This window comes from Erwinia aeris (assembly GCF_041224955.1).
GTDB lineage: Bacteria > Pseudomonadota > Gammaproteobacteria > Enterobacterales > Enterobacteriaceae > Erwinia > Erwinia aeris.
Window position 1 is genome coordinate 73,163 of record NZ_JBGFFX010000015.1, and the last position, 16,519, is coordinate 89,681.

Consider the following 16,519-nt stretch of genomic DNA (forward strand, 5'->3'; position numbering starts at 1 on the left):
TTTAGGCTGGAATAGCATTTTTCACAGCGTCAGGAACTGTAGGTCTGCCGTTAGCTATGCAGGTGGCTGTAAATACGGCTTCTGCATACACGGTATCGTTGACCAATATCTGCTGAACAAAATTGACGCGGCTACGTTTCTCGTTCGCTTGTAGGCCGCATGTTACCTGCATTTCATCCCCTTTCTGCAGACTCTTTTTAAAGCGCAGCGTGTATTCCAGGATCATGTGAAGGCGTCCTTCAGCAAACTCCTGTTCCAGGTCCAGCCCCAGTTCTTCTTTCATAAACGCGTGGCGCGTCCATTCCATATAGAAGGGATAATACAGGCCATCCACAACACCCTGAAAATCAACGTGATTTTCGTCTACGGAATAGGTTTTGGTAAACATCATAAGTCCTTAAAGTAGTTCAGAAGCGCAAATCGCATAGGGAGCATAAGGTTCTCAAACTCCTTTTGGGATGTGTCCTCTCCAGTGCAGACATTGAGAGCCATACTCATATTATCCTCAATGCCGTATATAAAACTAATGCCATGATAAATATTATGCGCGCGGCGCTGTTTGTCAATGATGTTATTTTTGTCTATTTTTAACGCCTCATCCCATATTACCGTACTTACATCGCCTTTCCTCATTTTAGTGAGTTCAATCCCAATTTTTATGAGAAGACTGTCTTTGTACTTCCCTTCATAATAAAACTTATTATCCCAATCTGCATAGCCATTGCTTTGATGGGCTGAGATAACATTGTCTTCTACAAGCAAGGTAGAGATGTACGTGGTTTTCTCAAATTTATCTAAAAAATTAATAACCTCATTACTGAATCGATGGAAATTAATTTTTATTTCTTTTGAATCCACTTTATTCTCCGACACTCTAAAATATTATCTTTTTTTATAGTTATAAGTTCTTTGCCATGAATCTGAATGGTATTTTCATCCAAAACTAAGACAACCCCTATCTTAATGCCATCATCATATCTGATATAACATAGTTTACCATTATTAGGGTCGATAGTTATCTCATTAGATACAATACAGAACTCTCCGAAATTGACGTACGGTTCGCCATATACACCGCCAATCTGGATCAGCTCGACATTAGGCATCTGCCTGCTGGCAAGTATGAATAAGGTGTCTTCATCGAGCATCGTATACTCGGTAAACTGAGGCGGAAATCCCTGCCCAGTCAGAATCCAATTTGTCTCTACGTGAAGACCATGCTTGTTGAAAAATTCAACAATGGTATTGAGCGCCTGGAGTTTTTTTACCGGAAAAGCACTACCAGCTTCCCAGCGCGTGTAGGAGGTGTAGGACAGGTCCATGTTTTTTTCATGAACGTAGGCTACTAGCTCTTGAGGTGAAGTACCTGTAGCGGCTCTGCAGCATTTTAGCCGCTTCCCAATCGTATCTAACATAAATACACCCTGAGGCAAATTAATCTGATGATTCTAAAGGAAATTCTTAAGCTATGAAGGTAAATAAAAAACTATCAACGCAAATAAATTGCGTTTTTTTCATCAGAAGTGTTAATATGTAAACACTAAAGTTATTTATTGTTAAACATTACCATAACTTAGCTCTTTCTAGACACCATGCTGTTTTAGTGAGGGTTGGTAGCGGCCACGTGGACGCGCATTGAAGATTTTCAGGGGCTCAATTCGTTTTCATAGGGAATTTCACTTAAGTGAGATTCCACAATAAAACTTATCATGGAGTTAGTAGCTATGCCCTCGCAAGAAAACGATAAAAAATTAGCCCCTCTCGTGTATATAGGCCCGGCAAGGCGTGCCAGGACAGAACAAGCAGCTATGTCAGCTGGCTGTGTTATCGGGAGAGTCATGACCTCGTCAAAGATCGTACAAGGACTCATTGACTGTTATTTGGACATTTACCTTAACGAAATAACGGCCCACAAAACTAAATAATCGTCTGCTCAATTTTTTACATCCACCTAACGGTGGAGGGGATTTTTCATGCCTGAAAAAGTCGCTGACGTTCCTTTTTCTGCTGAAGCAGAACAGTGCGTGCTGGGGGCGTTGATGCTTGATAACGATCGATGGGATGAAGTTAATTTGCTTTTACAGGAGGATGATTTTTTCCTGGCGGTACACCGCATTATTTATAAAGCAATGTCTCTGTTATCGGCATCTTCGCAGCCTTTAGATCTGATTACTCTTACTGAGAAGCTTGAGAGCAGCGGTGATATTAAACGCTGCGGTGGGTTCGCTTATCTCGCTGAATTGTCAAAAAATACTCCATCTGCTGCCAATGTCATGGGATACGCCGCCGTTATGGTGGAGAAAAGCCGCTTACGGGCTCTGCTGGTTGTCAGCAATGCCATTGTGGCCGATGTTCATCGTCACCGGCTTAGCGCGCTAGAAGTTGCACAGCATGCTGAAAATGCCCTTTTTAAACTTAGTGAGCGAGGCAGCAGCCAGCACGCGCAGGAAATCGAGGTAACAGAAGCGCTGGGGTTACTTCTCAGTAAGCTTGAGGTTTCTACGGCTTCAGACAATTTTATAACCGGCACGCCGACAGGAATGGAAGCACTGGATTACATGTCCTGCGGACTTCAGCCTGGTGACCTGATTTTGCTCGCCGCCAGGCCATCAATGGGTAAAACCTCTATGGCGCTAAGCTGGTGCATTGGCGCATTACTGGGACGTCCGCAAAAAAGCGTCTTTATCTTCAGTATTGAGATGCCTACCGAACAACTGATGATGCGGTTACTTTCCATGCGTAGCCGGGTTGAGCTTAGTCGTCTGCGCAGTGGAGACCTTGGTGATCTGGAATGGGATCTTATCAGCAAAGGGGCACATGAACTTACTGAATGGCGTAATCGCCTCATCATTGATGACAACAGTGCTCAGACCCCGGCCACACTGCGTACCCGTGCACGCCGCTATATTCGCAAATACGGACAGCCTTCTCTCATTATGGTCGATTACTTACAACTGGTCCGCTGTCCTGGCATGGAGAATCGTACGCAGGAGATTGCTGAAATTTCACGTTCGCTAAAAGCATTAGGTAAAGAGCTCGGCTGTCCTGTGCTCGCGCTCTCCCAGCTCAATCGTCAGGTAGAACAGCGCGCCGATAAACGCCCTAATAATGGCGATCTGCGTGATTCAGGCGCACTTGAGCAGGACGCGGACCTGATTAGCTTCATCTACAGGGATGAGGTTTATAACGCGGACACCAACTATCCAGGACAGGCAGAAATTATTATCAGCAAACAGCGTCAGGGTCCAACCGGCACCCTGAAAGTGCAGTTTGATGGCAAATACACACTGTTTTCTGAATACCCTGAAGGCAGTTATGACCTCGGATACGATGACAGGAAACAGTCCCGATGAATAAAAACTTTCCTGAGAGCTCACTTGCTGGCGTAGAAAGCACTGTTACTCGGTCGTTTACGCTGGATCAGTTACGGCCTAACCCTGATAACCCGCGCACGACGCGCAATCCGCGCTTCGACTATATCAAGGAATCAATCCGGGCTCGCGGGCTAGCTTCTGTGCCGATTGTGACCCTTGATCCCCGCCTTCCTGAGGGTATATGGACTTTCAGCGATGGAGGAAATACCCGGTACGCAATCCTTACAGAGCTCTGGGAAGAAACAGGGGAAAGCCGTTTTTATGAAATTTTATGCGTCGTTAAGCCCTGGCCTGGCAGGCTGAACTGCCTTGTTGGCCATCTGGCTGAAAATGAAGGTCGCGGCTCGCTAACCTTTATTGATAAAGCGCTTGGCGTACAGAATGTACGGAAAATTCACGAAGAAACGTCCGGGAAAAAAGTCTCGCTACGGGAGCTGTCAGCTATTCTGGCGAAGGAAGGTCTGCCCGTTCACTATTCCACAATAAGTCGAATGGAAGATACTCTGAAGTATCTTTTTCCCTGGATGCCGACACTGCTGACATCCGGATTCAAACGAGAAAGTATTAACCGGCTTCTGTCTCTAAGGCAAAGTGCCGAAAAAGTCTGGGACAACTGCTGCCTTAATAATGGCATTGAGCCCGTAAAAACCTTCGAAGAGGTATTCGGCGGCTGTTGCCAGAAATTCGACGAGCCTGAAAGCTGGTCTCAGGACATGTTCCTTGACGAGCTTATTGGTGATCTGACTGATGCGCTGCCAGATGATGAAATGGACTATGACCGCTGGCTGCTGGAACTTCGGGATGCAAGAAAACCAATGTTGCACCCTGAGGATATCGAGCAGGATGTGTCGCCTCAACCTCAAGTGTCAGTCATGCCACTTGTTGACGCTAACGATAAGGCAGTAGCAGAGAAAAAGATTATTGCTGCAGATATACAGCAAGAAAATGGTCTGCACATTGCAGCAGAAGCAGAAAATGCGCCCACTCAAAACACTGACTTGGTGGATAATTTTCAGGATGAGCTACCTTCTGTTACGCACTCAGAAGCTGCCTTATCAGAGAGCGAAACGCACACGTCGGCTGATTCTTCATCCTCTCAATCCGCTGAATTGGCTGGTAAAGACGAGCCAGAGGCCGCTTTCTGGCAAATAAATACCCTTCAGGATGATATTGAGCATCTGCAAAGCATAGCCTATCGACTGTGCTGGAATATCAGCGAAGCGTTGGGCTGTGCTGAAGGTTTCGAGCCGGCCTGCGAAGACGAAAACGCGTGCGGTTATCGTCTGGCCTCTGCAGAAGCTTCACATCCGGCTGCACTGTTTCTGGCTGCGCTCGCTGGCACCGGAGCGGATACAGTGAATATGGAGCTCGCTGTTGATCTGCTGATCGGGACATCAGAATCTCATGCCCCTCTACTTAATGACGATATGACCCTGACGTTATTTCGCCTGGTCAGGGTGCTTCGGCGCCTCCGCGAACTGCAGCGACAGGCCGCTGCTCCGGCTTCTGCCTTAACAACTGAAGGGTTGCACAATGAATACTAATTTATCCCGCGCTGCTAACGGTTTTCTGCTCGATCTCGTTATGGAGCTAAAAAATGGTTTCATTCGTCGCTGCGACAAAATGGGGTTGACCGGGGAGGAAATCGCCGCGCTCAAGGATATGACCATCGAGGATATTCACTACATCTGTAACAGTGAGGTTTCTGTGCTGTCGTTTCAGATAAATCATGAAAACCTCAGCCGGCTGTTAAACCAGGCACGGGCAGAGCAGACCCGGCTTAAACGGCTCGATCGTGCCCTGGCTCTGGGAGGATCCATTGCGCTGCTGTCACACTTCTTTGGCCTTCCAAGCAGCGAAGTCGCTACCCGCCGCCGCATTGCCGGCATAAAAGTTCGTGCCGGTCGTGGAATGGTCATATCTGACGATGAGAGCGCCCGGCTCTGGTCAATTTGGGATAACAGCGGCAAGACGGTCTCCTGCGACACGGAGGAAGGTCTTGAAATCATGCTGCTTGCGGCTGAGGAAATGAACATTCCGCTGACCGCCGTCTGGAATACGATCCGTAAGTGGGAAAGTGAAAGGCTGACCGCTGCGAGTCGAAAAATGGCATAAGAGCCTGCCCGCGGCTTGAGGCAGAGCGGGCATGAATATTCACTGTAATAAGTTGAGGAGATTCACCGTGAAGCTAAATGAAATTATTCCGGGTCTGAAAGCCCCGGTTACAGCTCCATCTGCCATTTGCAATAAGGCCGCCAGAGCCGTACACGGTTTCTATAAGGGAGAACGTAACTTTAAGCGCCTCAACGAAAATCGGACCGGTTATTACAAAATAGATATTGGTTCGTTCTGGCGCTTACTCAGCAGGGATGAAGGGCAGACCTGGATAATGATGAATCATGAAAGATACAACACTGCGATTCGTAACTGAATGCGAGAGGGAGAATGCTTAGCTGTACGCTTCAAGGCATAGCGCTAAGTGTTTTTTATAGCCACGATCCGCATAAGGGAGAGCAATGAAGCTTCCGGATGACAGCCTGATTAGCCATGCTGTCAAAAAAATGAATGACCGCCTGCAGGCGCGTGAGTCGGGAGAGCAAAGTAACTTTGCACGCGGCGGACTGCTGTTCATGGGTAACGTGCATGATGCACTTCCCCGGCGACTGTTGCTGGATACACGTCTATCTCCTCTCGATAAGATGGCCTGGATAATTATTCGCCTGCACGCCCAGCATAACGGCGGTGCAGTATTTCCTTCTTATGACGATCTGCAGCTTCAGCTGGCAACGCCGGGTAAAGGTAAAGCCTCCAGAGAGACCATTAGCCGGGTACTGCTTATGCTGCGCATTACCGGCTGGCTGAGCCTGTGTAAGCGTGTCCGTGATGAAAAGGGGCGGATAAGAGGAAACATTTATGCGCAGCATGACGAACCGCTGACATTTGCCGATGCAGAGTTACTTGATCCTCGCTGGCTTCAAACGGTAGCGGAGGCGTGCTTTAGCGGCAATAAGACGATAAGCCAGACGGCGCAAACTGTCATCAACGATGTCTGCCTTGATCCCGCCATGCGGCATCACCGAAGCCACCTGGCCGTCATAGAAGGGCGCCTGGGCGCAGTGCAGAATCCCTCTGACATGAAAAATCGCATGCAGGTAATGCACCCGGGTTCGGAATCCGAACTTGGTGAAGAGAGGCAAAAATTCTTACCGGATTCGGATTCCGAATCCGGTAAGAAAGCCTCTGGAAACAACAGAGTTCGGGAACCGAACGGTTACGTACGTATTGTTAATAACAATATTAAAAATACATACGTAGAACGCGCATCTGTTTTGCCGGAGAAGTTTGCCAGCCTGCTGAGCGAGCAGGACCGTAAGATGCTGAGCGAACAGCTTCAGGCACTTCAGACAGATCAGGCTCAGCTGGTTTTACAAAACCTCGCTAGGGCCATGAAAGAGGGCAGTCTGCAGAATCCGGTGGGGTGGATGCTGACCGTGCTCAAGAAAGCCCGAAAGGGCGAGCTTTACCAGCCGCAGAAGGAACCAATCGTTAAACCCGTACCCGCCCGCCCTGAGTACCGGCCAGTTCAGCCCGGACGGCCTTTGCGCCGGCAGGTCACAAATGACGCCCGCGTGCGGGACATTATTCAGCGTGTGCGCTCTCACATTCACTCTGACAGATCTGACAATGACTAAGGTCGCTTACGAAGGTACGCATAAAGCGCTCAGTGTGATGCATCGCAGAATAGTACAGAAAGCGAGCAGTGTTGCAGTCTGCAACAAAGTACAAAAAGTGAGCGGCATTACAGTTTACAGCACCTGCTCCTGCGGAAATTTTCTATTTCTGAAAACTGATTTTGAATTGTTCATTCGCTCCTCAGGAATGAGGATGCCCCTTCAGCATAATCGATGCCTTTGCCTATCAGGAGACAGCTATGGCCGAACAAACTACGCCTCAGGCCGCACCACGCCGCTCGGGAGCCCTGCAGTCCTCACTTTCCATCGACCTGCATTCACACTACGCCATCCGCCTGTGGGAAGGCCGGCGCCGGGATGAAATACCGAAGCAGGGTAAAAAAAGACCGGAGATTATCGGCATGCCTCAGGCTATCGCCCGCGCAGGTTTGGCCGGGCGTGATTCTGCAGCCGGCAACCCTTATGCCGATCAGGTTCTCGTACGTCTTGAGGATGCGCTGAAAGCCGCTACCACCCGGGTAAGGGAAACTATTGAAAAGGTTGAACGCGTATTGACGGCGATCCCGGCAGGTATCAATCTGTCTGATGTCTCATCCGTTGAGCCTCTGAATCTGGATGTCTTCAGCCGATCGCCCCTTGGCTACCGCTGCGTGTGGCTCCTGGTGCATTTTGACCAGCTGGCCCTTAAGGTTTTTCAGGCATTTCATTACGGGCTGATTTCCCTGTCAGAACGCGACCAGTACCTGAACGTTGGTGGTCACGCCGTGCGTCAGGTTTACGGCGTCATTCAGGGATACAAAACCGTGCCGGTGACCTATGACGATATCCGCAATAACACCGCCCGGGGCATGGCCGCCACTGAAAAGCTTGGCGAAATCGATCCGGCCATTCTTTCCGGTGAAAAGCGATCCTCTTTTTCCCCACTTCTGACAACCCCTGCTGAGAAAGTCTGACATGAAAAATATACTTATTACCGGCGCTGTTTGCGCACTTCTTACCGGCTGTGCCGGCACCGACCTGGCCGCCATAAACAAGAACATCAGCGATACCGCCTTCAGCGTCAGTAAAACTCTGCGTGGCGGTGGCGGAGATTCAGGCAATGGCATGCCTGTAATGACAAAAGCTTCCACAGGGGCAACAGAAAGTGTCAACCGCGAATTCAGCCTGCCGGTTGACATCGATACCGCCGCCTCCCGTCTTAAGCGACATTACGGCTATGTCACCCCTGATGAGATCGCCCATATTCGCAATAAAGACCGTAACAGCCGCTGGGCGGCCGCCGCGATAGAAGACAGCCATCCGGTCTGGGAAGCCGTGCAGGGCAGCTCTTACCGCATGGGCAGTGATGTGGGTGATAACGACCATATGGAGATTGAGCTGGAGAAAAACGGGTCCGGCACACGCGCTTATGTCACGTACCGGTCGCCGTCGCCATCGCATCTGACCGGCAGCGCATTTGAACAATTGATGACGGAAGTTAAGCAGGTCGCATCAGGCAAGGTCAGTTAATCCGGGGGGTCAGCTGTGCAGCTTTATCTTTGTGAAAAACCGTCGCAGGCAAAGGATATCGCCAGAGTGCTGGGCGTCAGCCAGCGCGGGCAGGGATATATTTCAGGCGAGAACGTCACCGTCACCTGGGCGGTGGGGCATCTGCTGGAAACGGCCACGCCCGAGGCTTACGGAGAACAGTTCGGGCGGCCATGGCGGGCAAACGTGCTGCCGGTGATCCCCGAAACCTGGCAAATGGTGGTTAAGAAAGAAACAGCCGATCAGTTTGCCGTGATTAAAAAGCTGATGAAAAAAGCCCGCGAGGTGGTGATCGCCACTGACGCAGATCGCGAAGGCGAAGTGATTGCCCGGGAGCTGATGACGTACTGTGGTTACCGCGGCGCCATTCGCCGCCTGTGGCTGTCCGCGCTGGACGAGGGCAGCATCCGGAAGGCGCTGCAGAACATGCTGCCCGGCGAGAAAACCGAAAAACTGTATCAGGCGGGTGTCGGCCGTTCGCAGGCCGACTGGCTTATCGGGATGAACCTGACGCGCCTGTACACCCTGAAGGCTGGCGAGGCCGGTCACGCGGAAATGTTTTCCGTGGGGCGCGTACAGACGCCGACGCTCGCTATAGTGGTCAACCGCGACAATGAGATCGCGAACTTCACTCCCAAACCCTGGTGGCAGGTCAGGGCACAGCTGGAAAAAGACGGCGTGACGTTTCACGCCGAGTGGGTCGGCGCAGAACAATACTGCGACGAGGAAAAGCGCTGCATCAATCAGCCGATTGCCCATGCCGTTCTGCAGCTCTGCCAGAAAGCCGGATCGGCTACCGTTCTGACCGCGGAGAAGAAGCGGGAAAAAACGCCCGCGCCGCTGTGCTTCGATCTCGGCACGCTGCAACAGGTATGCTCCCGAAAGTGGGGAATGGGGGCAAGCCAGGTGCTGACCATCGCGCAGGCGCTTTATGAAACACATAAGGCGACAACCTATCCGCGTACCGACTGCGGCTACCTGCCGCTGTCCATGCGGGACGAGGTGGAGGACGTTCTCCGGGCCGTTCAGGCATCCGATCCTGCGGTTGTCCCTGCGCTGGCACGCCTGGACAGAGCCTTTATGTCCCGGGTGTGGAACGATAAAAAAATCACCGCGCACCACGCCATCATTCCCACGCGCCAGGCATGTGACCTGGCGCGCCTCAGCGCCGACGAGCTGAAGGTTTATCAGCTTATTCGTCAGCACTATCTGGCGCAGTTTCTGCCGCTGCAGGAGTCTGACGTCACCGAGGCAACGTTTAACCTGGGCAACCAGCTGTTCCGGACGCGCGGACGCGTTACCGTGGCGCCCGGCTGGAAAGCGCTGTTTGGCGGCCAGCAGGACGATGACGAGGCGGAAGGCGGGGAGGACGCGCCGGCCAGCCTGCCGCCGCTCGATAAGGGCGACGCGTGCCGCGTGACGGGCGGGGCCGTAAAGGACAACGTGACGAAAGCGCCCGCGCACATGACCGAGGGCACGCTGATTGCGGCCATGAAAAATGCCGCCAGCCTGGTCAGCGATCCCCAGCTCAAAAAGGTGCTGCGGGAAAACGCCGGGCTGGGCACGGAGGCCACGCGCAGCGGCGTGCTGGAAACGCTTTTCAAGCGCCGATACCTGGAGAAAAAAGGGAAACACATTCACTCCACGCAGATGGCCCGCGAGCTTATCGCCGCCCTGCCGGAAACGCTGACCAGCCCCGGCATGACCGCGCTGTGGGAGCAGGCGCTGGACGATATCGCGCAGGGGAAATCAGATCTGCACAGCTTTATGCAAAAACAGGCGCAGTGGACGCGTCACCTGATTGAAAAGGGGCGCACACAGCCTTTTCACGTCACGGTGCCGGTCGGGCCCGACTGTCCGCTCTGCGGCAAGCCGATGCGTCAGCGAACGGGTAAAGAGGGCACATTCTGGGGCTGCGTCCAGTACCCGGAATGCAAGGGGATCGTTGGTGAGGCCAACCGCAAAACAAAACGCCGGGCCGCCGGGAAGCGCAGAGGCAGCGGGCCAAAAGCCCCGGGCGTTTTAGCGGTGGACGGTTGACATTGCGGGCGCACGGCTTAAAAATAAAAGGGCTTATCCGTCGTCTCTGACGACCACCAATGATTCATCAGCCTGAGAGAATCGCCTTCGGGTGGCTGAACAGAAAGCTCCTGTAGCCTGAAAGGGAGCGCACATCGTGTGGTACATCTGCGCACCTTTGGAAGCAGATATCGTCAACATACGGCACCTACTGCCTGACGATCAGGGTTTATTCAACTAACCAGACAGTCAGACTCACCTGAATCTGACTCCCCGACGGGAAGACTTCTCCCGTCCGGGCCGAAGTTTTCTCCGTCGATTTTTTTTGACCCCCGGAGATAACATCATGTCTGTAAACAACGCGCAGTCCGTCACCACCACGTCCGCCGCCAGCCGCAACGATTACTTTAACCTGACCATAAAAGGCCTGGGTTACCTGAGTAACGTCCGGCAGGTTAACGCGCAGTCAGGCACCTTCATCAGCTGCGTGATCAACGCGCTGTCAGGCCCGAGCGAAAGCCCTTCCTACGTGCGTTTTGACGTAACGGTTGCCGGCAAAGAGGCCAGCAGCCTGATTAACCGCTGCCAGAAGGCGGTTGATGAGGATAAGAAGGTGCTGATTGGGTTTTCCCTGAGCAACCCGTCTACCGACATTTTTCAGCTGAAAAACGGTGAGCACGCCGGCGAAAGCCGCGTCAGCCTGAAGGCCCGACTAATCAAGGTTGACTGGATCAAAATTGGTCAGGAAATGGTCTACAAACCGGAACGCAGCGATGCGCTGCCGGCACAGAGTGGCTCAGTGCAGGCGCCGTCCTACGCTGACAACTCGTTCTGATTTTATCTTTCCCAATCTGCCCTTTCATGGGCAGTTTTGCAGCGTTTGCAGGGTTTTGACTGCCGCTGTAATCTCCACCATAATCCCCTAAAGGTTACTGACGATGCCTGTCATACTTCGGCTGAACGGTTTTCGGTTCTTTTTCTATTCCAACGAAGGCAATCCGCTTGAGCCCGCACATATCCACGTTTCTAAAGCCGGCGCTGAAGCTAAATTCTGGCTTGATCCCGTGGTGGCGCTGGCAAGAAATGATGGATTTGACTCACGGATCCTGAAAGAGCTGTTCATACTGGTAAAGCTACACAAAACGACACTTCTGGAGGCCTGGAATGACTATTTCAGCTAGAGACGTCCGGTTCGATGACTCCACGATGTGGGTAGAACTCACGGACGATCGCACGCTTGGCGTACCGTTGTCCTGGTTTCCGCGGCTGCTTGACGCCACGCCCGAGCAGCGCAACGAGTATGAACTTTCTCCCCGTGGCATACACTGGGACGCCCTTGACGAAGATATCTCCGTTGAGGGGCTGATACAGGGGCGCGGTGACATTACGCACCCTCCTCATCAGGTCGCCTGACGCGCCCTCCCTGAACGCTGACTCCGGTCGGCGTTTTTTTTTGGATCCGGAAAAAGAGTTGTTCGTGGAAGCCCGCTGAAGAGTTCCGCACAGTGATGCCTGTTCTGTCACCTACAGGAATCCTCAGATGAAACTATACGCCCTCGCCGCCGTTCTGCCCTTCGTGCTGCTGACGGGATGCGCCACGCCGCCCCAGAAACTGCAGGAGCGAGCGCCCGCCCAGCCGACGCCGTCGGTCAGCGTTTCCCGCAACGTCCAGACTCCTGCCGATGACCCCTACGGGCGCGCGCCGGAGGTGGTGCGCTACGACCGCTACCTGCTGGTCAGCACCGATCCGCTTGCCGCCCAGCAGGATCCGCTTTCCCAGATTATCGATATCCGCATTCCCCCGTCCGTACAGCCTACGGTCGCCGACGCCATGCGCTATGCCCTGAAGCAGTCCGGCTACTCGCTCTGCCAGACCGGCCCGGCCAACGGCGTGCTGTACTGGCAACCTCTGCCGGCGGTGCAGTACCAGCTCGGCCCGATGCGCCTGCGCACCGCGCTGCAGGTGATGGCCGGCGCGGCCTGGCAGCTTGAGGTGGACGATGTACAGCGCGTGGTGTGCCACAGCCTGCGCGCCGGCTATCAGCTTCCGGCCACCCAACTGTCGCCGCACACCGCCGCACTATCTGAGGCGTCCGCCGGCACCATTGCCCCGTCGGCAATCCAGGGTCAGCCCGTACACGGAGGGTTTCTGACAAAATGAGTAATCCCACCCTTGATGAAGACGATTTCGCCGGTGAACCGCAGCAGAAGCCACGCAAAGGCACGGCGATCCTGCGCCGGCTGCCGCTTTACGGCGGCGGCGCGGTGGCGCTGGCCGTGGCCGGCCTGATGTTTATCTCCCTGAAAAGCGTCAGCGCGCTCGATCAGCGGCTCACCCACGTCGAAAAACAGCAAAATGTGGTGTATTCGCAGGCGCTGGCCCGCTCCGATCTGACCCCCCTGCAGGACAGCCTGAAGGCATACGGCGGGGAGCTGAAGCAGCAGCAGATCGCCGCCCTTCAGGCAGCACTGAAGGCAGCGCAGAGCAGCCCGGCGCTGGCCACCCTGCAGCAGGCCGTCGGCGATCTCAGCGCCGCCCGGCAGAGCATGCAGGCGCAGCTTTCCGGGCTCGACGCTCAGCTGAACGCGCTGCAGGCCACGTCGAAAAAGACGCCCGAGGCCGACACCACGCCAGCCGTAAAAAAGCCGGCGCCCGCTAAGCCACACCGTGCCGCCATGAAAGTGGCCCGCAGCGCGCCGTTTGTGCTGACCGGCGTGGAAAAGCGGGGCACCACGTCTTTTGCCGCCGTAGCCCCGCAGGGCTTTAGCGACCTGTCGCAGATCCGCCTTATCGGCGAAGGTCAGTCCGTGCAGGGGTGGACGCTGATCAGTGCCGGATACGGACAGGCGCAATTTCGGGTAAACGGGCATTTAACCACCGTTAACGTTCACTAACGGAGTCGAAATGAAAATAAAAACACTGATTCTGTTGCTGCTTACTTGCGGCGGCACCGCGTACGCGAGCGTCCAGACCACTGACACCCAGGGCCAGGCCACGGACGCGCAGCGCACCGGGCAAAGCGCGGTTCAGGATCTGCAGCAGCAGGCGGGGCAATGGGGGCTGAACCAGCAGGACTATCAGCGTTATCAGCAGCTGATGAACGGCCCCCGGGGCACGCAGTCGCCCGGCCTCGATCCGCTCTCCACGCTCGGCATCGAGGCGCGTAGCGCTGAAGAGCGCCGTCAGTACGCCGAAAAGTGGGTGAAACAAGAGTTTGCCCGTACGCAGAAAGAAATGGAGTTTCAGCGCGAGGTGAACAGCGCTTGGCAGCGCCTGTATCCCGACACACTGGCCGTTAACATGGGCAACGCCGCAGGCATTGCTCACGACACAGGCGGGCGGCTGGCTTTATTCGTGAAGTCCGTCGGGTGCGCGCAGTGCGACGCCCGGCTGTCAGCCGTGCTGGCGGATAACCGCCCGGTCGATATCTATCTGGTTGACAGCCAGGGTGACGACGACACGCTGCGCTCCTGGGCCAAAGCGCATCACATCCCGCTGGACAGGGTGCGGAGCCATCAGATCACGCTTAATCATGACGGCGGCCGCTGGATACGGTTCGGCAGCGGCCTGATGCCCGTGGTGCTACAGCAGGGGGAAAACGGATGGCAAATCGCGGCGTACTGACCGGCGCGGTCCTGCTTCTGCTCACGTCGGCAAACGTCTGGGCATCCGGCATGCAGATCGTTCCCGAAGGCTATACGAAGGTGGCGCGCGAGCACGACGTGCCGCCTGAAGCGCTGTATTCGCTTGCCCTGCAGGAGTCCTCCCGCAAGCTGTCCAGCGGGGTACGTCCCTGGCCGTGGACGCTGAATGTGGCGGGCAAAGGATATCGCTACAAAACCCGGCTTGAAGCCTGGCAGGCACTGCAGACCTTCATGAAAACCTATTCTCTTAAGCGGATCGACGTGGGCCTTATGCAGGTTAACCTGGGCTGGAACGGAGCTTACTTTTCATCCACCTGGGAAGCGCTGGATCCTTATACTAACCTCAACGCCGCCGCGGTCATCCTGCGTGAATGCTGGAACCGCAAGCCCGGCAGCTGGCTGGATGCAGCCGGGTGCTATCACCATCCCGCCGGCGGACAAGCCGCCGCGCGCTACCGGTCCTTTATCAGAACAAAACTTGCCACGCTGCAGCCGCCGTCTTCGCTGCCGGCAGCGGCCCCCGTGCAGCTGGCTGACAACGCCCCGGCGCCTGCCGCCACCTCCAACACCGAATTCGTCTGGATTGAACCCAGGAGCACGCGACCATGAAAAACGCACGCTTTCTTGTCATGCCCATCATGCTGTTGGCGCTCTCGTCCCACGCAGAACTGAACGTTCTGGCCGACCTCGGCGGACAGAGCACGCAGGCCATCTTTGACGCGGTAAACCGGCAGGACTCGCCGGCGGTCGCACTCTCGCCGCCCGGGCAAGGCGAGGCGGCCATGCTGCCCGTCACCACGCCGGAAATGTCGCCGGGCGCGGTCAGCCCCCGTGACCTGCAGCTGCCTGGCATTGGCGCGCTGTTTATCGTTGGAGACGATGATTTTTCCCGGACCTGGCTGCGGCACAACGCGCAGCGGCTGGCCGCCCTGCGCGCCGTGGGCCTGGTCGTGAACGTGGACAGCCAGGACGCCCTTGAGGGACTGCGCAGCATGGCGTCCGGCATGACCCTTGCCCCGGCCTCCGGATCGGATCTGGCGCGGCGCCTGCAGCTGACGCATTACCCCGTGCTGATCACCGACGGCGGACTGACTCAGGAGCCCGCGCCATGATGGGTACGCCACAAACCGTTGCCCTGCTGCTGTCGATCAATCCGCTGCTGGCCGTAGGGCTTGTCGTCCTGCTCGTCGTCGTCGTGTGGCTGCTTCGCAAGGAGACGGCCAGCGCCCGCCGGCACCGTCGCTATCGTGCCACCGCGGCGCGCGTGTATCAGCGCCTGCGGGAGCTGAACGGCGACGGCCAGCGGATGAGCTACCTGCGCAAGATTAATCCTTACGTCTTTGAGGAGTTGCTGCTGCTGGCTTTTGAGCAGCAGGGGCTTAAGGTCGAACGTAACACGTCCTATAGCGGCGACGGCGGGCTGGACGGTAAAGTGTTTATCAACGGCGAGTGCTGGCTGATACAGGCTAAGCGCTACAGCCGGGCCATTTCCCCCGGGCACGTCCGGGATTTTGATGCGCTACTCTCCCGCGCCGGCCAGCGCGGCTTTTTCATCCACACCGGCAGAACCGGGAAGATGAGCCAGGCCGTCTGCCATACCTCTTCCCGGCTCCGGATCATCAGCGGTCAAAACCTGCTGAGGCTGCTGTCCGGCATTTCACTGAAGGAATGGTCCCATAAATAACCGCTACGTTATTGAGGCGCTGCTGCGCCCGCCCGTGCAGCTGAACAAGGCAGCTGTACAGAAAGACTGCAACGGCACTATGGCATTGTCATGTGCATACGGAATAAGGATGGCAGAGACAACTGATGGGGTTGTGTGAAAAGGGAACTTTGAGGACTCAAAACTCCCTTTCTGAAAGAAGCGAGACACTAATTTATGACATTCACCTCGGTGACTTTAAAACTGTCTGGCTTGATTTCAATGCTGTTGAAAGGAGCCTGAATTTTAAAGCTCTGGCCGGGTTCAAGGTTTTCAACCATGGCAATGGTTTGACCAATAACAGTATCATTTTCAAGTAAATTGAACTTTACGAAAACGTGTTTCAACGTTTTCCCTGTGGTATTAGTACCAATTCCTTCAATATCTCTTAATCCATTAGGTGTGTTTTTAAACTGCAAATCAGACAGAGAAACTTGCTGGTTATCACTTGCGGCTAAGGCAAGGCCTGAAAAAGATAAAGTAAGAATTAATGATGCAACGAGCTTTTTAGTCATACCGATCCCTTTTTCCTATATTGAAACACCATGATACATCAAGTC

At 54.4% G+C, this 16,519-nt stretch carries 21 protein-coding genes; 17 read left to right on the forward strand and 4 right to left on the reverse strand.

The features are described from left to right. Position 1: 1 nt before the first annotated feature. Genes AB6T85_RS20345 through AB6T85_RS20355 form a run of 3 tightly spaced genes read right to left on the reverse strand, consistent with a single transcriptional unit; the run spans position 2 to position 1,415 of the window. Positions 2–388: an acyl-CoA thioesterase gene (locus tag AB6T85_RS20345; protein ID WP_369896495.1), complete on the reverse strand. Its 387-nt coding sequence runs from the start codon at positions 386–388 to the stop codon at positions 2–4. Further along, complete coding sequence (locus tag AB6T85_RS20350; protein WP_369896496.1) at positions 388–858, reverse strand: hypothetical protein; 471 nt, start codon at positions 856–858, stop codon at positions 388–390. The genes AB6T85_RS20345 and AB6T85_RS20350 overlap by 1 nt, the downstream gene beginning before the upstream one ends. After that, on the reverse strand, positions 840–1,415 hold the full coding sequence (locus AB6T85_RS20355) for a hypothetical protein (protein WP_369896497.1): 576 nt from the start codon (positions 1,413–1,415) through the stop codon (positions 840–842). The genes AB6T85_RS20350 and AB6T85_RS20355 overlap by 19 nt, the downstream gene beginning before the upstream one ends. A gap of 558 nt (positions 1,416–1,973) precedes the next feature. Here AB6T85_RS20355 and dnaB-PI point away from each other — a divergent pair. The 17 genes from dnaB-PI (at position 1,974) to AB6T85_RS20440 (ending at position 15,941) form a co-directional block, all read left to right on the forward strand. Beyond that, a complete protein-coding gene (gene dnaB-PI / locus AB6T85_RS20360; protein WP_369896498.1) occupies positions 1,974–3,353 on the forward strand; it encodes an SPI-7-type island replicative DNA helicase in 1,380 nt (459 codons plus the stop codon). Further along, positions 3,350–4,918 (forward strand): ParB family protein, encoded by a 1,569-nt coding sequence (locus AB6T85_RS20365; protein ID WP_369896499.1) that lies wholly within the window; start codon positions 3,350–3,352, stop codon positions 4,916–4,918. The genes dnaB-PI and AB6T85_RS20365 overlap by 4 nt, the downstream gene beginning before the upstream one ends. After that, positions 4,908–5,489, forward strand: a complete 582-nt coding sequence (locus AB6T85_RS20370) for a DUF2857 domain-containing protein (protein WP_369896500.1) — start codon at positions 4,908–4,910, stop codon at positions 5,487–5,489. The genes AB6T85_RS20365 and AB6T85_RS20370 overlap by 11 nt, the downstream gene beginning before the upstream one ends. A 67-nt stretch (positions 5,490–5,556) precedes the next feature. Next, positions 5,557–5,805, forward strand: a complete 249-nt coding sequence (locus AB6T85_RS20375) for a ParE family toxin-like protein (RefSeq protein WP_369896501.1) — start codon at positions 5,557–5,559, stop codon at positions 5,803–5,805. 85 nt (positions 5,806–5,890) lie between these two features. Then, on the forward strand, positions 5,891–7,066 hold the full coding sequence (locus tag AB6T85_RS20380; RefSeq protein ID WP_369896502.1) for an STY4528 family pathogenicity island replication protein: 1,176 nt from the start codon (positions 5,891–5,893) through the stop codon (positions 7,064–7,066). Positions 7,067–7,305: 239 nt separating this feature from the next. Further along, the gene (locus tag AB6T85_RS20385; protein WP_369896503.1) at positions 7,306–8,019 is read left to right on the forward strand and encodes a PFL_4669 family integrating conjugative element protein; all 714 of its coding nucleotides are present in this window, start codon (positions 7,306–7,308) and stop codon (positions 8,017–8,019) included. Between the two features lies 1 nt (position 8,020). Next, positions 8,021–8,575 (forward strand): hypothetical protein, encoded by a 555-nt coding sequence (locus AB6T85_RS20390; RefSeq protein ID WP_369896504.1) that lies wholly within the window; start codon positions 8,021–8,023, stop codon positions 8,573–8,575. 15 nt (positions 8,576–8,590) lie between these two features. Then, complete coding sequence (locus tag AB6T85_RS20395; RefSeq protein WP_369896505.1) at positions 8,591–10,633, forward strand: DNA topoisomerase III; 2,043 nt, start codon at positions 8,591–8,593, stop codon at positions 10,631–10,633. Positions 10,634–10,958: 325 nt separating this feature from the next. Continuing rightward, the gene (locus AB6T85_RS20400; protein WP_369896506.1) at positions 10,959–11,447 is read left to right on the forward strand and encodes an STY4534 family ICE replication protein; all 489 of its coding nucleotides are present in this window, start codon (positions 10,959–10,961) and stop codon (positions 11,445–11,447) included. 103 nt (positions 11,448–11,550) lie between these two features. Next, positions 11,551–11,793, forward strand: coding sequence for a DUF4160 domain-containing protein (locus tag AB6T85_RS20405; RefSeq protein WP_369896507.1), 243 nt, complete (start codon positions 11,551–11,553; stop codon positions 11,791–11,793). Next, entirely contained in the window at positions 11,777–12,025 is a 249-nt protein-coding gene (locus tag AB6T85_RS20410) for a DUF2442 domain-containing protein (protein WP_369896508.1), read from the forward strand. The genes AB6T85_RS20405 and AB6T85_RS20410 overlap by 17 nt, the downstream gene beginning before the upstream one ends. 127 nt (positions 12,026–12,152) lie before the next feature. Further along, complete coding sequence (gene pilL2, locus AB6T85_RS20415) at positions 12,153–12,773, forward strand: PFGI-1 class ICE element type IV pilus protein PilL2 (protein WP_369896509.1); 621 nt, start codon at positions 12,153–12,155, stop codon at positions 12,771–12,773. Next, a complete protein-coding gene (locus tag AB6T85_RS20420) occupies positions 12,770–13,507 on the forward strand; it encodes a DUF2275 domain-containing protein (protein ID WP_369896510.1) in 738 nt (245 codons plus the stop codon). The genes pilL2 and AB6T85_RS20420 overlap by 4 nt, the downstream gene beginning before the upstream one ends. A 10-nt stretch (positions 13,508–13,517) precedes the next feature. Beyond that, the gene (locus tag AB6T85_RS20425; protein WP_369896511.1) at positions 13,518–14,237 is read left to right on the forward strand and encodes a TIGR03759 family integrating conjugative element protein; all 720 of its coding nucleotides are present in this window, start codon (positions 13,518–13,520) and stop codon (positions 14,235–14,237) included. After that, complete coding sequence (locus AB6T85_RS20430) at positions 14,216–14,866, forward strand: transglycosylase SLT domain-containing protein (protein ID WP_369896512.1); 651 nt, start codon at positions 14,216–14,218, stop codon at positions 14,864–14,866. The genes AB6T85_RS20425 and AB6T85_RS20430 overlap by 22 nt, the downstream gene beginning before the upstream one ends. Next, positions 14,863–15,369 carry an integrating conjugative element protein gene (locus AB6T85_RS20435; protein WP_369896513.1) on the forward strand — a complete coding sequence of 169 codons (507 nt, stop codon included), beginning with the start codon at positions 14,863–14,865 and terminating at the stop codon, positions 15,367–15,369. The genes AB6T85_RS20430 and AB6T85_RS20435 overlap by 4 nt, the downstream gene beginning before the upstream one ends. Beyond that, a complete protein-coding gene (locus AB6T85_RS20440) occupies positions 15,369–15,941 on the forward strand; it encodes a restriction endonuclease (protein ID WP_369896555.1) in 573 nt (190 codons plus the stop codon). The genes AB6T85_RS20435 and AB6T85_RS20440 overlap by 1 nt, the downstream gene beginning before the upstream one ends. Positions 15,942–16,129: 188 nt before the next feature. Here AB6T85_RS20440 and AB6T85_RS20445 read toward each other — a convergent pair whose 3' ends face one another. Further along, entirely contained in the window at positions 16,130–16,474 is a 345-nt protein-coding gene (locus AB6T85_RS20445; RefSeq protein WP_369896514.1) for an FxLYD domain-containing protein, read from the reverse strand. Positions 16,475–16,519: the final 45 nt, after the last annotated feature.

Coding starts and splice junctions, on each gene's coding strand:
- AB6T85_RS20380 (WP_369896502.1), top strand. CDS start 5,891: ATGAAGCTTCCGGATGACAGCCTGATTAGCCATGCTGTCAAAAAAATG.
- AB6T85_RS20365 (WP_369896499.1), top strand. CDS start 3,350: ATGAATAAAAACTTTCCTGAGAGCTCACTTGCTGGCGTAGAAAGCACT.
- AB6T85_RS20430 (WP_369896512.1), top strand. CDS start 14,216: ATGGCAAATCGCGGCGTACTGACCGGCGCGGTCCTGCTTCTGCTCACG.
- AB6T85_RS20425 (WP_369896511.1), top strand. CDS start 13,518: ATGAAAATAAAAACACTGATTCTGTTGCTGCTTACTTGCGGCGGCACC.
- AB6T85_RS20440 (WP_369896555.1), top strand. CDS start 15,369: ATGGGTACGCCACAAACCGTTGCCCTGCTGCTGTCGATCAATCCGCTG.
- AB6T85_RS20435 (WP_369896513.1), top strand. CDS start 14,863: ATGAAAAACGCACGCTTTCTTGTCATGCCCATCATGCTGTTGGCGCTC.
- AB6T85_RS20445 (WP_369896514.1), bottom strand. CDS start 16,474: ATGACTAAAAAGCTCGTTGCATCATTAATTCTTACTTTATCTTTTTCA.
- AB6T85_RS20410 (WP_369896508.1), top strand. CDS start 11,777: ATGACTATTTCAGCTAGAGACGTCCGGTTCGATGACTCCACGATGTGG.
- AB6T85_RS20390 (WP_369896504.1), top strand. CDS start 8,021: ATGAAAAATATACTTATTACCGGCGCTGTTTGCGCACTTCTTACCGGC.
- dnaB-PI (WP_369896498.1), top strand. CDS start 1,974: ATGCCTGAAAAAGTCGCTGACGTTCCTTTTTCTGCTGAAGCAGAACAG.
- AB6T85_RS20400 (WP_369896506.1), top strand. CDS start 10,959: ATGTCTGTAAACAACGCGCAGTCCGTCACCACCACGTCCGCCGCCAGC.
- pilL2 (WP_369896509.1), top strand. CDS start 12,153: ATGAAACTATACGCCCTCGCCGCCGTTCTGCCCTTCGTGCTGCTGACG.
- AB6T85_RS20385 (WP_369896503.1), top strand. CDS start 7,306: ATGGCCGAACAAACTACGCCTCAGGCCGCACCACGCCGCTCGGGAGCC.
- AB6T85_RS20370 (WP_369896500.1), top strand. CDS start 4,908: ATGAATACTAATTTATCCCGCGCTGCTAACGGTTTTCTGCTCGATCTC.
- AB6T85_RS20345 (WP_369896495.1), bottom strand. CDS start 388: ATGTTTACCAAAACCTATTCCGTAGACGAAAATCACGTTGATTTTCAG.
- AB6T85_RS20405 (WP_369896507.1), top strand. CDS start 11,551: ATGCCTGTCATACTTCGGCTGAACGGTTTTCGGTTCTTTTTCTATTCC.
- AB6T85_RS20420 (WP_369896510.1), top strand. CDS start 12,770: ATGAGTAATCCCACCCTTGATGAAGACGATTTCGCCGGTGAACCGCAG.
- AB6T85_RS20355 (WP_369896497.1), bottom strand. CDS start 1,415: ATGTTAGATACGATTGGGAAGCGGCTAAAATGCTGCAGAGCCGCTACA.